At 72.7% G+C, this 14,518-nt stretch carries 9 protein-coding genes; 6 read left to right on the forward strand and 3 right to left on the reverse strand.

The window, feature by feature from the left end; translation table 11 throughout:
• Positions 1 to 12: 12 nt before the first annotated feature.
• On the forward strand, positions 13 to 1,083 hold the full coding sequence (locus ACFC1W_RS04040) for a threonine aldolase family protein (RefSeq protein WP_375988910.1): 1,071 nt from the start codon (positions 13 to 15) through the stop codon (positions 1,081 to 1,083).
• 76 nt (positions 1,084 to 1,159) lie between these two features.
• Here the strand turns inward: ACFC1W_RS04040 and ACFC1W_RS04045 are convergent, their stop codons facing one another.
• The 3 genes from ACFC1W_RS04045 to ACFC1W_RS04055 all read right to left on the reverse strand — a co-directional run bounded on the left by ACFC1W_RS04045 (position 1,160) and on the right by ACFC1W_RS04055 (position 5,702).
• Positions 1,160 to 2,806: a hypothetical protein gene (locus ACFC1W_RS04045; protein ID WP_375988912.1), complete on the reverse strand. Its 1,647-nt coding sequence runs from the start codon at positions 2,804 to 2,806 to the stop codon at positions 1,160 to 1,162.
• A gap of 282 nt (positions 2,807 to 3,088) precedes the next feature.
• Positions 3,089 to 4,957 carry a M3 family metallopeptidase gene (locus tag ACFC1W_RS04050; RefSeq protein ID WP_375991406.1) on the reverse strand — a complete coding sequence of 623 codons (1,869 nt, stop codon included), beginning with the start codon at positions 4,955 to 4,957 and terminating at the stop codon, positions 3,089 to 3,091.
• A gap of 76 nt (positions 4,958 to 5,033) precedes the next feature.
• On the reverse strand, positions 5,034 to 5,702 hold the full coding sequence (locus ACFC1W_RS04055) for a DUF4916 domain-containing protein (RefSeq protein WP_375988914.1): 669 nt from the start codon (positions 5,700 to 5,702) through the stop codon (positions 5,034 to 5,036).
• 94 nt (positions 5,703 to 5,796) lie between these two features.
• Between ACFC1W_RS04055 and ACFC1W_RS04060 the strand changes: the two genes are divergently transcribed.
• The 5 genes from ACFC1W_RS04060 (at position 5,797) to ACFC1W_RS04080 (ending at position 14,441) form a co-directional block, all read left to right on the forward strand.
• Entirely contained in the window at positions 5,797 to 6,471 is a 675-nt protein-coding gene (locus ACFC1W_RS04060) for an alpha/beta hydrolase (protein ID WP_375988916.1), read from the forward strand.
• 287 nt (positions 6,472 to 6,758) lie between these two features.
• Positions 6,759 to 8,504 carry an ABC-F family ATP-binding cassette domain-containing protein gene (locus tag ACFC1W_RS04065; RefSeq protein WP_375988918.1) on the forward strand — a complete coding sequence of 582 codons (1,746 nt, stop codon included), beginning with the start codon at positions 6,759 to 6,761 and terminating at the stop codon, positions 8,502 to 8,504.
• A gap of 71 nt (positions 8,505 to 8,575) precedes the next feature.
• Positions 8,576 to 8,758, forward strand: coding sequence for a PspC domain-containing protein (locus ACFC1W_RS04070; RefSeq protein ID WP_241112972.1), 183 nt, complete (start codon positions 8,576 to 8,578; stop codon positions 8,756 to 8,758).
• 66 nt (positions 8,759 to 8,824) lie between these two features.
• Positions 8,825 to 13,645, forward strand: coding sequence for a DEAD/DEAH box helicase (locus ACFC1W_RS04075; protein WP_375988920.1), 4,821 nt, complete (start codon positions 8,825 to 8,827; stop codon positions 13,643 to 13,645).
• The gene (locus tag ACFC1W_RS04080; RefSeq protein ID WP_375988922.1) at positions 13,638 to 14,441 is read left to right on the forward strand and encodes a DNA-formamidopyrimidine glycosylase family protein; all 804 of its coding nucleotides are present in this window, start codon (positions 13,638 to 13,640) and stop codon (positions 14,439 to 14,441) included. The genes ACFC1W_RS04075 and ACFC1W_RS04080 overlap by 8 nt, the downstream gene beginning before the upstream one ends.
• The last annotated feature ends 77 nt before the right edge of the window (positions 14,442 to 14,518 follow it).

The following is a 14,518-nucleotide window of genomic DNA, read 5'->3' on the forward strand; positions in this document are numbered from 1 at the left end:
GATTGGACATCCGTGAGCACGATCCACGACCCGAACCTCCGCGGCTTCGCATCCGACAACTACTCCGGCATCCACCCCGAGGTGCTCGCGGCCATCGCCGCCGCCAACGACGGCCACCAGGTCGCCTACGGCGAGGACATCTACACCGAGCGGCTGCAGTCCGTGATGGCCCGCCACTTCGGCGAGGGGGTCGAGGCGTACCCGGTGTTCAACGGCACCGGGGCGAACGTCGTGGGGCTGCAGTCGATGCTCCCCCGCTGGGGCGCCGTGATCTCGGCGACCACGGCGCACATCAACGTCGACGAGGGCGGTGCGCCCGAGCGCGTCGGCGGGATCAAGATCCTCAGCGTTCCGACCGACGACGGCAAGCTCACGCCCGAGCTGATCGATCGCGAGGCCTGGGGCTGGGGCGACGAGCACCGGGCTCAGCCGCTCGTGGTCTCGATCACGCAGTCCACCGAGCTCGGCACCCTCTATTCGGTCGACGAGATCCGCACGATCGCCGACCACGTGCACGGCCATGGCATGCGCCTGCACATGGACGGGTCGCGCATCTCGAACGCGGCTGCCTCGCTGGACGTGCCGTTCCGCACCTTCACGCGCGACGCGGGCGTCGACGTGCTGAGCTTCGGCGGCACCAAGAACGGCGCGATGCTCGGCGAGGCGATCGTGGTGCTGAACCCCGATGCGTCGCAGGGACTCACCTACCTCCGCAAGCTCGACATGCAGCTGTCATCGAAGATGCGGTTCGTCTCGGCGCAGCTCGTGGCGCTGCTCGACGGCGACCTGTGGCACCGGAACGCAGCGCATTCCAACGCGATGGCCCAGCGCCTGCGGGCAGGCATCGAGGCGGGGCTCGCCGACGGATCCATCCAGGGCGTGGCGTTCACGCACCCGACGCAGGCCAACGGCGTGTTCGCGACTCTGCCGGACGGCGTCGCCGACCGGCTGCGCGAATCCTTCCGCTTCTACGACTGGGATGCCGCGAAGAACGAGGTGCGCTGGATGTGCTCGTTCGACACCTCCGAGAACGACATCGACGCCTTCGTGGCCGCGATCGCGCGGGAGACCGCGCGGGTCTGACACCCGGGAACGCCGAAGGGCAGGATCCGCCGCTGCGGATCCTGCCCTTCTCACGTGTGGGACGGTGCGGACGGGGTCAGGCGCCGGCGGGCTGCTCCGCGTCCTCAGCGCGCTGCTCGGCGTCGGCGTCGGCGTCGTCCTCCGCCGCCTGCTCGGCGGGCTGCTCCGCGTCGTCCGCGTCGGCGTCACCCGCGGAGTCATCCGCGTCAGACGACTCCGGCTGGTCACCCTCGGCAGCCTCGGCGCCGGACGCGTCATGCCCGTCGTGCTCCGCGTCGACGTCCGCCGCGTGCACGACGTGCTCGATCGGCGCGGCGTCCTCGAGGGTCTCGGCGACCGCATCGGTCTCGGCGACCGCATCCGTCTCGGCGACCGCATCCGTCTCGGTCGGCACGCCGGCGTCGGCGAGGTCGAGCGGCGCGGTCGGACGGATGAGGTCCTTCACCTCGGCCATGAAGCTCGTCAGCTGATGCTGCTGCCAGCGCAGCTGGCGCGTGCGGTCTTCGGCGTCGCGCAGCACGGCCTGCGAGTGGCTCGTGACCAGGTCGATGATCTGCTGCGCCTTGGCGCGGGCCTGGTCGAGCTGTTCACGGGCGCGCAGGGCGGCATCCGCCTCCACCTGCTGGGCCTGGGCGCGCACGAGACGCTCGAAGTCGTCCGCCTTCGCCGACACCCGCTGCGCGTGCTCGAGCGACGCGGCGACCTGGTCGTTGGCGTCCTGGGTGATGCGCTCGGCGTGGGCGACGGCCTGGTTGTGCAGCACGAGGAACTCCTGCTGCGCGTCGTCCTGACGGCGGGTGAGGGATGCCTCGAACTCGAGGGCGCGGACGCGCAGCTCGCGCACCGCCTCCTCGGCCTCCGAGCGAGCGTGCGCGGTCTCGCGGGCGACCATCGACCGCAGCGTCGCGACGCCCTTCTCCGCCTCGGAGCGGATCGCCGCCGCCTCGCGCTCGGCCTGCGAGACCTTCTCGGCCGCGTGGGCGGCCTCGCGCTCGATGCGCGCCTGGTGCGCCGTGAGCTCGGTGTCGATGCGCAGACGCACCTGCTGGGCCTCGTGCTGGGCCTGCGAGATGATCGCATCGGCTTCGGCCTTGGCATCCTTGCGGCGGTTGTCGATGTCTTCGTGCGCGGCGGCGAGCAGGCGCTCGCCCTGCACGGTCGCGTTGCGCAGCACGACACTCGCCTGGTCCTCGGCGACGCGGAGGATCTCCTCGAACTGCGGGCGGTTCGGCGACGCCGACTCCTCGGTCGCGCTGACCAGCTCTTCGGTGAGCGCCTGCACGCGGTGCTCGGCGTTCGAGAGCTTCGCCTGGACCGCCGCGAGCTCGGCTTCGAGGCGGGCGACGGCGTCGCGGTCGCGCGCCGCAGCGGCGGCCACCTCGGTCTCGAGACGCTCCAGTGCCTCCTCGCGCTGCGCGGTCGCGGCGGCGAGCTCGCTCTCGAGGCGGTCGGCCTTCTCGCGGCTCTGCGACACCGCCGCGCTGGCGCGCCGCTGGTTCTGCTTGAGCAGCGTCACCTGCTCGGTCGCCGCGCGCACGCGCGCGTTGAGGCCGGCGACCGCCGCGTCGACCTCTTCCTTGTCGTAGCCGCGGAAGGCCGTGGTGAAGCCTGGGGGGGCGGTCTGCGCGACCGGGGCGGCGGCGTTCGCCATCAGGCGATCGAACGGGTGGGTGCTGGTGTCTTCGGCCGCGTCGTTTCGGGCGGGCGAGGCGTTGTCGGACATCGAGTGTCTCCGCTTCTAGGGGATCGGGGGTCGGCGATCTCATCGGGGGGATGGAGTGGCGCAGACTCGCACACTCGTCCCAGCGGAGGGTGCATCCGACAGTGGCGAGGGGCGGAGACGACGCCCTCGACGACACCAGTGTTCTGGGCGCAGCGAACTGCGGCTCGGGCAGGTGAAGACTACCCCGCCGACCTGTGTATTCGGCATGCGCGGCGACGGGTGCTGTGGAGGGCGCGAACGCGGCTCGCGGGCAGCGGATCAGGGACTCGGGATGCCGCGGCCTCAGGCCCCCGCGAGCCACCCCCGGTACGCGTCGAACGAGTACTCCCGGCCGAGGAAGGCCGCCACGAGATCGCGGGCGTCGCGCGACCCGCCGGGCTCGAGGATCTCGCGGCGATAGCGGTGCGCGGTCTGCTCGTCCATGAGCCCCTGGCCGAAGCCCGAGAGCAGGTCGCGGGCGATCACCAGGCTCCACTGGTACGTGTAGTAGCAGGCGCCGTACCCCGTGAGGTGCCCGAAGCCCGCATAGGGGTGGAGGTCCGGCAGCGGCTGGACCGGGCTGGTCTCGGAGTACAGCCGCTCGGTCTCGGCCTGGAGGTCGCCCGGACGATCGACGTGCAGTCGGTACGACACGTTCGCGTGGCCGAGCTGGCGCCGCACCTCGAGAGCACGGCCGAACGCGTCGGCGACGCGCATCTTCTCGACGAGCTCGGCCGGGATCGGCTCGCCCTCGGCGTTCGCCGTGAACGACCGCAGCACGTCGGCGTCCCACGCCCACTCCTCGAGGAGCTGGCTCGGCGCCTCGACGAAGTCCCACTCGGTCGCGACGCCGCTGAAGCGCACCCAGCGCTGGTCGGCGCCGAGGATGTCGTGCACGAGGTGCCCGAACTCATGGAAGAAGGTCACGACGTCGTCGTGCGCGAGAAGTCCCCGCGGGAAGTTGCACAGCAGCACGGCCTCGGGAAGCGACCTTCCCGAGACCCCGGGCACGAGCGGGAAGCACGCCGCGTGGCTGAACTTGCCGGGGCGCGGGTGCAGGTCGAGGTGGATGCGGCCGATGCGCTCACCGTCGCGCAGCACGTCGTAGCTCGCCACGTCCTCGTGCCAGGTCGGCACGTCGACGGGGCGGTACTCGACGCCGAGCAGGCGCCCGGTGACGTCGAGCACACCCGCCCGCACCCGGTCGAACGGGAGGTAGGAGCGCACCAGCTGCGCGTCGACGTCGTACTCCTCACGCTTGAGCGCGCCGAGCAGGTACCAGAAGTCGGCGATCGTGACGACGTCGGCGTCGGGCTCGTCACGGCGCAGCCGCTCCAGCAGCCGGGCGTGCTCGACGGTCGCGGCGTCGGCGGACGCGGCATCCAGTCTCGAGAGGAAAGCGGGGATCTCGGGACCCGAGCCGATCATCCTCGTCTCGGTCTCGTAATCGGCCCAATCGGCGAAGCCGAGCAGCTCGGCCCGTTCGGCCCGCACCTCGAGCAGCTCGGCGAGCACGCTGTCGTTCTCGGGCCACGCGAGGTCGTTGTACGCGCTCAGGAGGGCCACCCGGGTCGCGCGCTCGGCCGCGAACTCGCGCACCGGCAGCAGGTCGGTGTAGTCGGTGGTGAGGGTGACCCGCCCGTCGGCGCCGACGGGGTGCGCGTCGATGAAGTCCTGCGGCAGCCCGGTCAGGGCATCGGCGGGCACCGTGATCTCGCGGCGGCCGTCGCGCACGTTCCGGGAGAAGATGAGCGACAGTTCGGTGTCGCGGTCGGTGAGCTCGCGCACGCACGCCCGCTTCTCGTCGTCGAGGTCGACGCCGCCGCGTCGGAAGTCGCGGAGCAGGTGCGACAGCAGGCGCGCGGCGTCGTCGTCGAGCCCCGAAGCATCTGCCTCGGCGAAGACGGCCCAGAGGTCGCGGTCGAGCAGCCGGGCACTGCTGAGCGCCTCCACCGCCTGCACCTGGGCCTCCGCCGCTTCGCGCACCGCGTCGTCGGGGTGCGCCTCGCTCAGCAGGTAGACGGCGCTGAGGGCTTCGGCCAGCGCCAGGTCGGCGTCGTTCCACAGTTCGAGCCGTTCGATCGTCGACAGCTCGGACCCCGCCTTGAGCTGGTCGTCGAGGGCCTCGACTCGGGCGATCCGCTCGGTCGCGCGGTCGGTGGCGAGGGCCATCCAGCCCTCGTCGTCGGTCGGGAAGGTCAGGGGCTCGAGGGCGGCGTTGCTCACTCGACGAGCCTACGACGCGACGTCAGCGCAAGGCGCCCACGCTCGCGAGGGCGAGGCGCACGAGGGTTCCGCGTCCGCCTTCCATCTCTGCGGAGAGGGCGTCGGATGCCGCTTCCTCCGGCTTCAGCCACGTGACCTCGAGCGCATCCTGACGCGGCTCGCACGTGCCGGTGACCGGCACGACGAAGGCGAGCGACACGGCGTGCTGGCGTTCGTCGTGGAACGGGCTCATGCCGGGCAGGGGGAAGTACTCGGCCACCGTGAACGGGAGAGGCTGCGGCGGCAGCAGCGGGAAGGCCATGGGCCCGAGGTCGTTCTCGACGTGGCGGAAGAGCGCGTCGCGCACGGTCTCGCCGTAGCGGACGCGGCCCGAGACGAGGGTGCGCGTGATCTCGCCGAGCGGGGTCGCGCGCAGGAGGATGCCGACCTCCGTGACGGCGCCGACGCCGTCGGTGCGGACCGGCAGGGCCTCGACGTACAGCATCGGCAGGCGGCGGCGGGCCTCGGCGAGTTCGATGTCGCTGAGCCATCCGGGGTTGCCCGCGGCGTCCGGCGTCGGCGATCCGAACGTACCGTCCCCCAGGCTGCGGCCGCCGGAGCCGAACGACGCGCCCACGCCGCCGAGTGGATCGCGCGGTGTCCCGTCGTCGTCGCGCTCGTTGGGGTCGGGATCGGGGGTGCGCACCGGCATGCCTCCTGTATACCTCAACGCCCCGCCGGGCGAGAGTGGGTCGGCGGGGCGTCGAGGGAGGCGTCGTGACCCCGGTCCGGGGCAGGATGGAGGCGTGAGCACCCACACGCCTCTCGACGCGGACGCCGTGCTGTGGTCGGCCGACGCCGGCGATCGCGACGGACGACCGCTGCTCGTCCTGCTGCACGGCTACGGCGCCGACGAGCGCGACCTCTTCGGTCTCGTCCCCTACCTTCCGCCCGAGTTCGCCGTCGCCGCCGTGCGCGCCCCGCTCGCACCGCCCTTCCCGGCACCCGGGTACTCCTGGTACCCGATCGAGGGACTCGAGACCCGCGATCCCGCGCACATCACGGCCGCAGCGCGCGGACTCATCGAGTGGACGGATGCCGCGGCCGCGGCCCATCGCACGATCGGGCTGCTCGGCTTCTCGCAGGGTGCGGCGGTGGCCCTGCAGGCGATGCGGCTCGAGCCGGAGCGGTTCGCGTTCGCGGTGAACCTGTCGGGCTACGTCACTCCCGGCGACCTGCCCCGCGACAGCGAGCTCGCCGGACTGCGGCCGCCGGTGTTCTGGGGGCGCGGCACGAACGACGATGTCATCCCGGACTTCCTCGTCGCGCACACGACCGAGTGGCTCCCCGGCCACGTCGAGCTGAGCGGCCGGGTCTACCCGGGACTCACGCACAGCGTGTCGGAGCCGGAGCTCGCCGATGTGCGCGTGTTCCTCGACAAGCAGCTCGCGCAGGAGGACGGCGCCTCCGCCTCCGCGTAGCGAGCACGAGATTCCCAGGCGCTCGGGCGGAGCATCCGCTATCGTGTCTCCTGGCCTTGTCCCCTCTGTGAGGAACTCCCTTGAAGCTGATCGCCGCGACCGCGCTGTAATCGCGCTGCTCCGTCGATCCTTCCGGCGGCCCAGCGCTCCGATTCCGCGCTGACCGTCGATCCTGCCGCTCTTCCTCGGCTTCTGCCGGCCTTCCGCCGGCGCGTGCCGGCTCTCCGCCGGCGTCGGGGTGATCCGCGGCATCCGGTGCCAGCGCATGACCGCACCACGGAGGCCCCATGTCCACCCATACCCTCACCCCGTCCGTCATCCTCGAGCGCGTCTCGTTCGCATGGCCCGACGGCACCCTCGCCCTCGCCGACGTCTCCGGCGCCTTCGGCGTCGGCCGCACCGGCCTCGTCGGCCGCAACGGCTCGGGCAAGTCCACGCTCCTCCGGCTCATCGCCGGCGAGCTCACCCCCGCTGCCGGCAGCGTCGCGTCGTCGGCGGACGTCGCGTACCTGCCGCAGCGGCTCACCCTCGACGTCGACCGACCCGTCGCCGAGCTGCTCGGCGTGTCGGTGCCGCTGTCGGCGCTGCGGGCGATCGAGTCCGGCGACGCCGACCCGCGCCACTTCGACGCCGTCGGCTCCGACTGGGACATCGAGGCGCGCGCGCACGCCGCGCTCGCCGAGGCCGGCCTGTCGCCGGACATGCTCGACCGGCGCGTCGGCGAGCTGTCGGGCGGCGAGGCCGTGCTCACCGCGATCGCGGGGATCCGGCTGCGCGAGGCATCCACCGCCCTGCTCGACGAGCCCACGAACAACCTCGACCGCGATGCCCGGGCCCGGCTCGGCTCGATGGTGCGGGAGTGGCGCGGGACGCTCATCGTGGTGAGCCACGACGTCTCGCTGCTCGAGTTGATGGACGAGACCGCCGAGCTCTACGGCAACGAGCTCTCGGTGTTCGGTGGTCCGTACTCGGAGTGGCGGGCGTGGCTCGACAGCGAGCAGGACGCCGCGAAACAGGCCGAGAAGGCGGCTGCGCAGGCTGTGCGGCGCGAGAAGCGCGAGCGCATCGAGACCGAGACCAAGCTCGCCCACCGCAGCGCGATGGGCAAGAAGGCGCAGGCCGAGAAGCGCGTGCCGAAGATCGTCGCGGGCGGGCGCAAGATGTCGGCACAGGTCTCGGCCGGGAAGCTGAGGACCGAGGCCCGCGGCAAGGAGGCGGAGGCCCGCGAGGCGCTCGACGCCGCCGGACGCCGCGTGCGCGACGACGACACGATCCGCATCGACCTTCCCGACCCGGGGGTTCGCGCGGGGCGCCGCATCGCGACGCTGAGCGACCGTCACCGGTCGTGGGTCGTGCAGGGGCAGGAGCGGGTCGCGCTCGTCGGCGCCAACGGCGTCGGCAAGACGACCCTGCTCGAGCGCCTGCTCGGCGTCGAACGGCCGGGCGGAACCGGGGCCGCGGGGGCAGTTCCGGGGCCGGAGGCCGGGAATCTCCCGACCGTTTCACGCCCCTCTGGCCCGCCCGGCGTCCCAGAGCCCGGAGACGCGACGCAGGGAAACGGCGACACGCCGCCCGAGGCGCCGGTGTTCCCGACGCTGGCGCGCGGTGAGCTGCACACCGACCGGGTCGGCTACCTGCCGCAGCGGGTGGACGGCCTCGACGAGCACGGGTCGGTCCTGGAGAACGTGGCGGTCGCTGCGTCCGCGGTGCCGATTCCCGAGCTGCGCAACCGGCTGGCCCGGTTCCTCATCCGGGGGGCCGCGGTCGAGCGGCCGGTGTCGACGCTGTCGGGCGGCGAACGGTTCCGCGTCGCCCTGGCGCGGCTGCTGCTCGCCGACCCGGCACCGCAGCTGATCGTGCTCGACGAGCCGACGAACAACCTCGACCTCGACACGGTCGGGCAGCTCGTCGGCGCCCTCGCCGCCTACCGCGGCGCAGTGCTCATCGTGAGCCACGACGACGCGTTCCTCGCGCGGCTGGGCATCGACCTGACGCTCGAACTCGGCCGCGACGGCGAGCTCACCGAGCGGTGACCTCTGCGGCACCCGGTCCGTCTTCCGCAGACCGGGTGTCGCGACGGCCTCATTCGGAGCAGGATGAGCGCATGAACCAGCTCATCCGGCCCCGCGAGGGGCGCATGATCGCCGGCGCCTGCCTCGCGGTCGCCAACCGTTTCGGGGTGAACGTCGTCGCCGTGCGGATCCTCACCGTCCTCGCGACCGTGTTCTTCGGCCTCTCGATCTGGGTCTACCTGCTGCTCTGGGTGCTCATCCCGTCCGAGCGCTGACGTCAGGCCGACCTCCGCCGACGTCAACCCCGCCCCGATGTCGCCGCCCTCGACCAAGATGGAGGGATGAGCGACGTGCTCGAGCGGTTCAGCCCCGCCACGCAGGATTGGTTCCGCGGCGCGTTCTCCCGGCCGACCGACGCGCAGATCGGCGCGTGGGACGCCATCTCCAAGGGCAAGAACGCGCTCGTCGTCGCCCCCACCGGGTCGGGCAAGACGCTGTCGGCCTTCCTGTGGGCGATCGACCGCGTCTTCCGCGAGCCCTTCGATACGGCGGCTTCGCCGCCTACTCAGGAACCGGTTCCGCGCGGCCGAGGCCGGAAGCGACGGGAGGTCGATGCGACACGTCGCACCCGCATCCTGTACATCTCCCCGCTCAAGGCGCTGGGCGTCGACGTCGAGCGCAACCTCCGCTCGCCGCTCGTCGGCATCGGGCAGTCCGGACGCCGCCTCGGCGTCGCGGTGCCCGACGTGTCGGTCGGCGTGCGCTCCGGCGACACCACGTCGAGCGACCGGCGCAAGCTCGTCACGGCGCCGCCCGACATCCTGATCACGACGCCCGAGTCGCTGTACCTGATGCTCACGAGCGCCGCGGGCGAGACCCTCAAGGGCGTGCACACCGTCATCGTCGACGAGGTGCACGCGGTCGCCGCGACCAAGCGCGGCGCGCACCTCGCCGTAAGCCTCGAACGGCTCGACGCCCTGCTCGACAAGCCCGCCCAGCGCATCGGACTCTCGGCGACCGTGCGCCCGATCGACGAGGTCGCGCGCTTCATGGGCGGCTCGGCACCGGTCGAGATCGTCGCACCGAAGTCGTCGAAGGCGTTCGACATGCGCGTGGTCGTGCCGATCGACGACATGCTCAACCCGCCGCCCGCGCCCGGCGCCACAGCGCCGGCCGACTGGACGCCGGCGACCGGCGACGGCGCAGGCGACGGCGAAGTCATCGACGAGGACTGGTTCGCCGACGGCTCGGGCGGCCGCACGCGGGCGTCCGGCGCCGGCGAGACCGAGGTCACCGGCTCGGTGTGGCCGCACGTCGAGGAGGCGATCGTCGACCGCATCCTGCAGCAGCGTTCCACCATCGTCTTCTGCAACTCGCGCCGCCTCGCCGAGCGCCTCACCGGGCGCCTCAACGAGATCTACTCCGAGCGGCTCGGGCTCGACCTGCCCGAGGCATCCGTCCCCGCCGCGATGATGGCGCAGGCCGGCGCCACGGCCGGGGCCGACCCGGTGCTCGCCAAGGCGCACCACGGCTCGGTGTCGAAGGAGCAGCGGGCACAGGTCGAGGAGGAGCTCAAGTCGGGGGTGCTGCGCTGCGTCGTGGCGACCAGCAGCCTCGAGCTCGGCATCGACATGGGCGCGGTCGACCTCGTGATCCAGGTCGAGGCTCCGCCGAGTGCGGCGTCGGGCCTCCAGCGGATCGGTCGCGCGGGCCACCAGGTGGGCGAGGTCAGCCGCGCGGCGCTCTTCCCGAAGCACCGCGGCGACGTGCTCCACACCGCGATCGTCACCGAGCGCATGCTCGCCGGTCAGATCGAGGCGATCGCGGTCCCGCAGAACCCGCTCGACATCCTCGCGCAGCAGACCGTCGCGGCGTGTGCGCTCGCGCCGATCGACGTCGAGGGCTGGTACGAGACGCTCAAGCGCAGCGCGCCGTTCCGTTCCCTCCCCCGCTCGGCGTACGAGGCGACGCTCGACCTCCTCGCGGGACGCTTCCCGTCCGACGAATTCGCCGAGCTGCGGCCGCGTCTCATCTGGGACCGCGACCACGGCACCCTGACCGGGCGCCCCGGCTCGCAGCGGATCGCGGTGACGAGCGGGGGCACGATCCCCGACCGCGGGCTGTTCGGCGTCTTCGTCGCCGGCGAGTCCCAGAACGCCCGCGTCGGCGAGCTCGACGAGGAGATGGTGTACGAGTCGCGCGTCAACGACGTGTTCACCCTCGGCACGACCAGCTGGCGCATCGTCGAGATCACGCACGACCGCGTCAACGTGGTGCCCGCGTTCGGGCAGCCTGGCAAGGTGCCCTTCTGGCACGGCGACGGGATCGGCCGGCCGGCAGAGCTGGGCGAGGCGCTCGGCAAGTTCTCGCGCGAGGTCTCGGCGGCGAAGCCCGACAAGGCGCAGGAGCGGCTCAGCGAGGCGGGGCTCGACGACTACGCGCAGGGCAACCTGCTCGCCTATCTGGCCGAGCAGCGCGAGTCCACCGGCACTCTTCCGACCGACAAGCAGCTCACGGTGGAGCGAGGACGCGACGAGGTCGGCGACTGGCGCGTCATCCTGCATTCCCCGTACGGCATGCAGGTGCACGCGCCGTGGGCGCTGGCGGTCAACGCGCGCATCCGCGAGCGTCTGGGGGTCGAGGGTTCGGCGGTCGCCAGCGACGACGGCATCATCGCGAGGATTCCGGATGCCTCGGCCGAGCCGCCCGGGGCGGAGCTGTTCGTCTTCGATCCCGACGAGCTCGAGCAGATCGTCACCGAAGAGGTCGGCGGTTCAGCCCTGTTCGCCTCGCGGTTCCGCGAGTGCGCGGCGCGGGCGCTGCTCATGCCGCGGCGCAACCCCGGCCGCCGCAGCCCGCTGTGGCAGCAGCGCCAGCGGTCGGCGCAGCTGCTCGAGGTCGCGCGGCGCTATCCGACGTTCCCGATCATCCTCGAGACGCTGCGCGAGGTGCTCCAGGACGTATACGACGTGCCGTCGCTGCTGCGGATCGCGCGCAGCATCGGGGATCGCCGCATCCGTCTCATCGAGACCGAGCCGTCACAGCCGTCGCCCTTCGCCCGCGACCTGCTCTTCGGATATGTCGGCGCGTTCATGTACGAGGGCGACTCTCCCCTCGCGGAGCGTCGTGCCGCCGCGCTCTCGGTCGATCCGGCCCTGCTGTCCGAGCTGCTCGGCAAGATCGAGATGCGCGAGCTGCTCGACCCCGACGTCATCGCGCAGTTCGAGCGCGAGGCGCAGCGGCTCGATCCCGAGCGCCGCGCTCGCGGCCTCGAGGGGGTCGCCGACCTGCTGCGCCTGCTCGGTCCGCTCGACGCCGCCGAGGTGGCCGCCCGCCTGCAGCCCACCCGGACCGCCCCCGAGCCGAACGGCGATGGGGCGAGCCGCGCCGACACGAGCGCGGCGACCGAGGGCGAGGCATCCGCTCTCCTCGACGATCTCGTCACCGCACGTCGCGCGATCCAGGTCACCATCGCCGGATCTCCGCGCGTCGCCGCCGTCGAAGACGCGGGACGCCTGCGGGACGCCATCGGCGTGGCGCTGCCCGTCGGCATCCCGACCGCGTTCCTCGAGCCCCTCGCGGATCCGCTCGGCGACCTCGTCGCACGATACGCCCGCACCCACGGACCCTTCACGGCGGATGCTGTCGCCCAGCGGCTCGGCGTCGGCATCGCCGTCGCACGCCATACGCTCCAGCGGCTCGAGTCGCAGGGCCGGCTCACCAGCGGGTTCTTCCTCCCCGCGTCGACCGCCACCGCCGGTGACGACACCGAGTGGTGCGACGCCGAGGTGCTGCGCCGGCTGCGGATGCGCTCGCTCGCGGCCATCCGGGGCAGCGTCGAGCCCGTTCCGCAAGACGCGTATGCCCGATTCCTGCCGGTGTGGCAGCACGCCACCCGTCCGTTGGAGGGTGTCGACGGGGTCGCGGCGGTGGTCGAGCAGCTCGCCGGCGTGCCGATCCCGGCCAGCGCGTGGGAGTCGCTCATCCTGCCGGCACGGGTCGCCGACTACTCGCCCGCCATGCTCGACGAGCTCACCGCCACCGGTGAGGTGGTGTGGTCGGGGCATGGCAGTCTTCCGGGCCGCGACGGCTGGGTGGCCCTGCATCCCGCCGATGCGCTCCCACTGACGCTCACCGTCGCCGACGACGAGATTCCCGACGGGTCGCTCGACGCGCAGCTCCTCGCCGCGCTCGACGCCGGGGGCGGCTACTTCGCCGCACAGCTCCGCCAGCTGACGGGCGCCGAGAACGAGCAGTCCGTGATCGACGCACTCTGGCGGCTGACGTGGGCGGGCAGGGTCACCAACGACACCTTCGCCCCCGTGCGCACGCTCGTCGGCGGCGGATCGCAGGCTCATCGCGTCGCCCGCAAGACGCCGCGCACCCGGCTGTACCGCGGCGCCGCCGTGCGGACGGTGGCGGCAACCGTCCCCCCTCGGCCGCCGGCGATCGGGGGACGCTGGTCGCTGCTGCCGCCGCCCGAGCCCGACCCCGCGCTGCGCGCCACCGCGGCGGCGAGCCTGCTGCTCGACCGGTACGGGGTCGTCACGCGCGGCGCGGTCCAGGCCGAAGGGCTGCCCGGCGGTTTCGCCCAGGCGTACCGCGTGCTGGCCGGTTTCGAAGAGGCCGGGCACTGCCGGCGCGGCTACGTCATCGAGAAGCTCGGCGCGGCGCAGTTCGCCGCGTCCACCACCGTCGACCGTCTGCGCGAATTCGCCGCCCTGCCCGACCCGCCGCCGCTGCGCGCTGTGACGCTCGCGGCCACCGACCCCGCCAACCCGTACGGCGCGGCGCTCGGCTGGCCGGCGCTCGAGGGCGTCGGCCACCGCCCCGGGCGCAAGGCGGGGGCGCTCGTCGTGCTGGTCGACGGCTCGCTCGTGCTGTACCTCGAGCGGGGAGGGAAGTCCGCCCTCGCGTTCAGCGGTGACGAGGACGCCATCGCTGCAGCGACGCGCGACCTCGCCGCGACGGCGCGCGCACGGCGGCTCGACACCCTCACCATCGAGCAGGTCAACGGCGCGTTCATCCACGGCACCGGCTGGGGCCGCGCCCTCCGCGAGGCGGGCTTCGTCGAGTCCCCGCGCGGGCTGACGCTGCGCCGCCTCACCGCGGGCGACGCCGAGCGCGCCGCTCGGCAGAGCGCCGGAACGCCGAATGCCTGAGGGCGACACCGTCTACCGCACGGCCCGGCGGCTGAACGACGCCCTGGCCGGGGCGACCGTCACCCGGTTCGAACTGCGCGTGCCGCAGGTCGCCACCGTCGACCTGACCGGCAGCGTCGTGCACGGCGTGGTGTCGCGCGGGAAGCATCTGCTGCACCGGATCGGCGATCAGACCCTTCACACGCACCTCAAGATGGAGGGCGAATGGCACGTCTACCGACGCGGCGAGCGCTGGCGCAATGCCGCGTTCAAGGCGCGGGCGGTCATCGGGGCGACCGCGCCCGACGGCACGGAGTGGGAGACGGTGGGCTTCGACCTCGCCGACATCACCGTCGTGCCGACGTCCGCCGAAGACACTCTGGTCGGCTACCTCGGCCCGGATCCTCTCGCGGCGGACTGGGATGCCGGCGAGGCCGCGCGGCGCCTGGCGGCCGACCGCCGCGCGGTGCACGTCGCGCTGCAGGATCAGCGCAATGTGGCGGGATTCGGCAACGAGTACGCCAACGAGATCCTCTTCGTTCGCGGCATCCTCCCCACCACTCCTGCGGATCAGACGGATGCCGCGGCGATCATCGACCTCGGCGCCCGGATGATCCGCGCCAACAAGGACCGCAGCGGGCGCACGTTCACGGGAGATGCCCGACCCGGTCGCTCGACCTGGGTCTACCGCCGCGAGGGGCGCGAGTGCCGCCGCTGCGGCGCGATCATCCGCGGCGGATCGCTCGGCGCCGACCCCACGAAAGAGCGCATCGTCTTCTGGTGCCCGGTGTGCCAGACGGGCCCGGCGGCCGGCTGACTCGACCCCCGGCGGCCGCTCCACGGACGATCTGTCGGCCCCCGAGCGCCGGTCGGTCGCCCGCGCGCCGTGAGCGC

Source organism: Microbacterium sp. NPDC056003 (genome assembly GCF_042274785.1).
GTDB lineage: Bacteria > Actinomycetota > Actinomycetes > Actinomycetales > Microbacteriaceae > Microbacterium.

Coding starts and splice junctions, on each gene's coding strand:
- ACFC1W_RS04055 (WP_375988914.1), bottom strand. CDS start 5,702: ATGCCGGTGCGCACCCCCGATCCCGACCCCAACGAGCGCGACGACGAC.
- ACFC1W_RS04050 (WP_375991406.1), bottom strand. CDS start 4,957: ATGGCCCTCGCCACCGACCGCGCGACCGAGCGGATCGCCCGAGTCGAG.
- ACFC1W_RS04065 (WP_375988918.1), top strand. CDS start 6,759: ATGTCCACCCATACCCTCACCCCGTCCGTCATCCTCGAGCGCGTCTCG.
- ACFC1W_RS04045 (WP_375988912.1), bottom strand. CDS start 2,806: ATGTCCGACAACGCCTCGCCCGCCCGAAACGACGCGGCCGAAGACACC.
- ACFC1W_RS04070 (WP_241112972.1), top strand. CDS start 8,576: ATGAACCAGCTCATCCGGCCCCGCGAGGGGCGCATGATCGCCGGCGCC.
- ACFC1W_RS04080 (WP_375988922.1), top strand. CDS start 13,638: ATGCCTGAGGGCGACACCGTCTACCGCACGGCCCGGCGGCTGAACGAC.
- ACFC1W_RS04075 (WP_375988920.1), top strand. CDS start 8,825: ATGAGCGACGTGCTCGAGCGGTTCAGCCCCGCCACGCAGGATTGGTTC.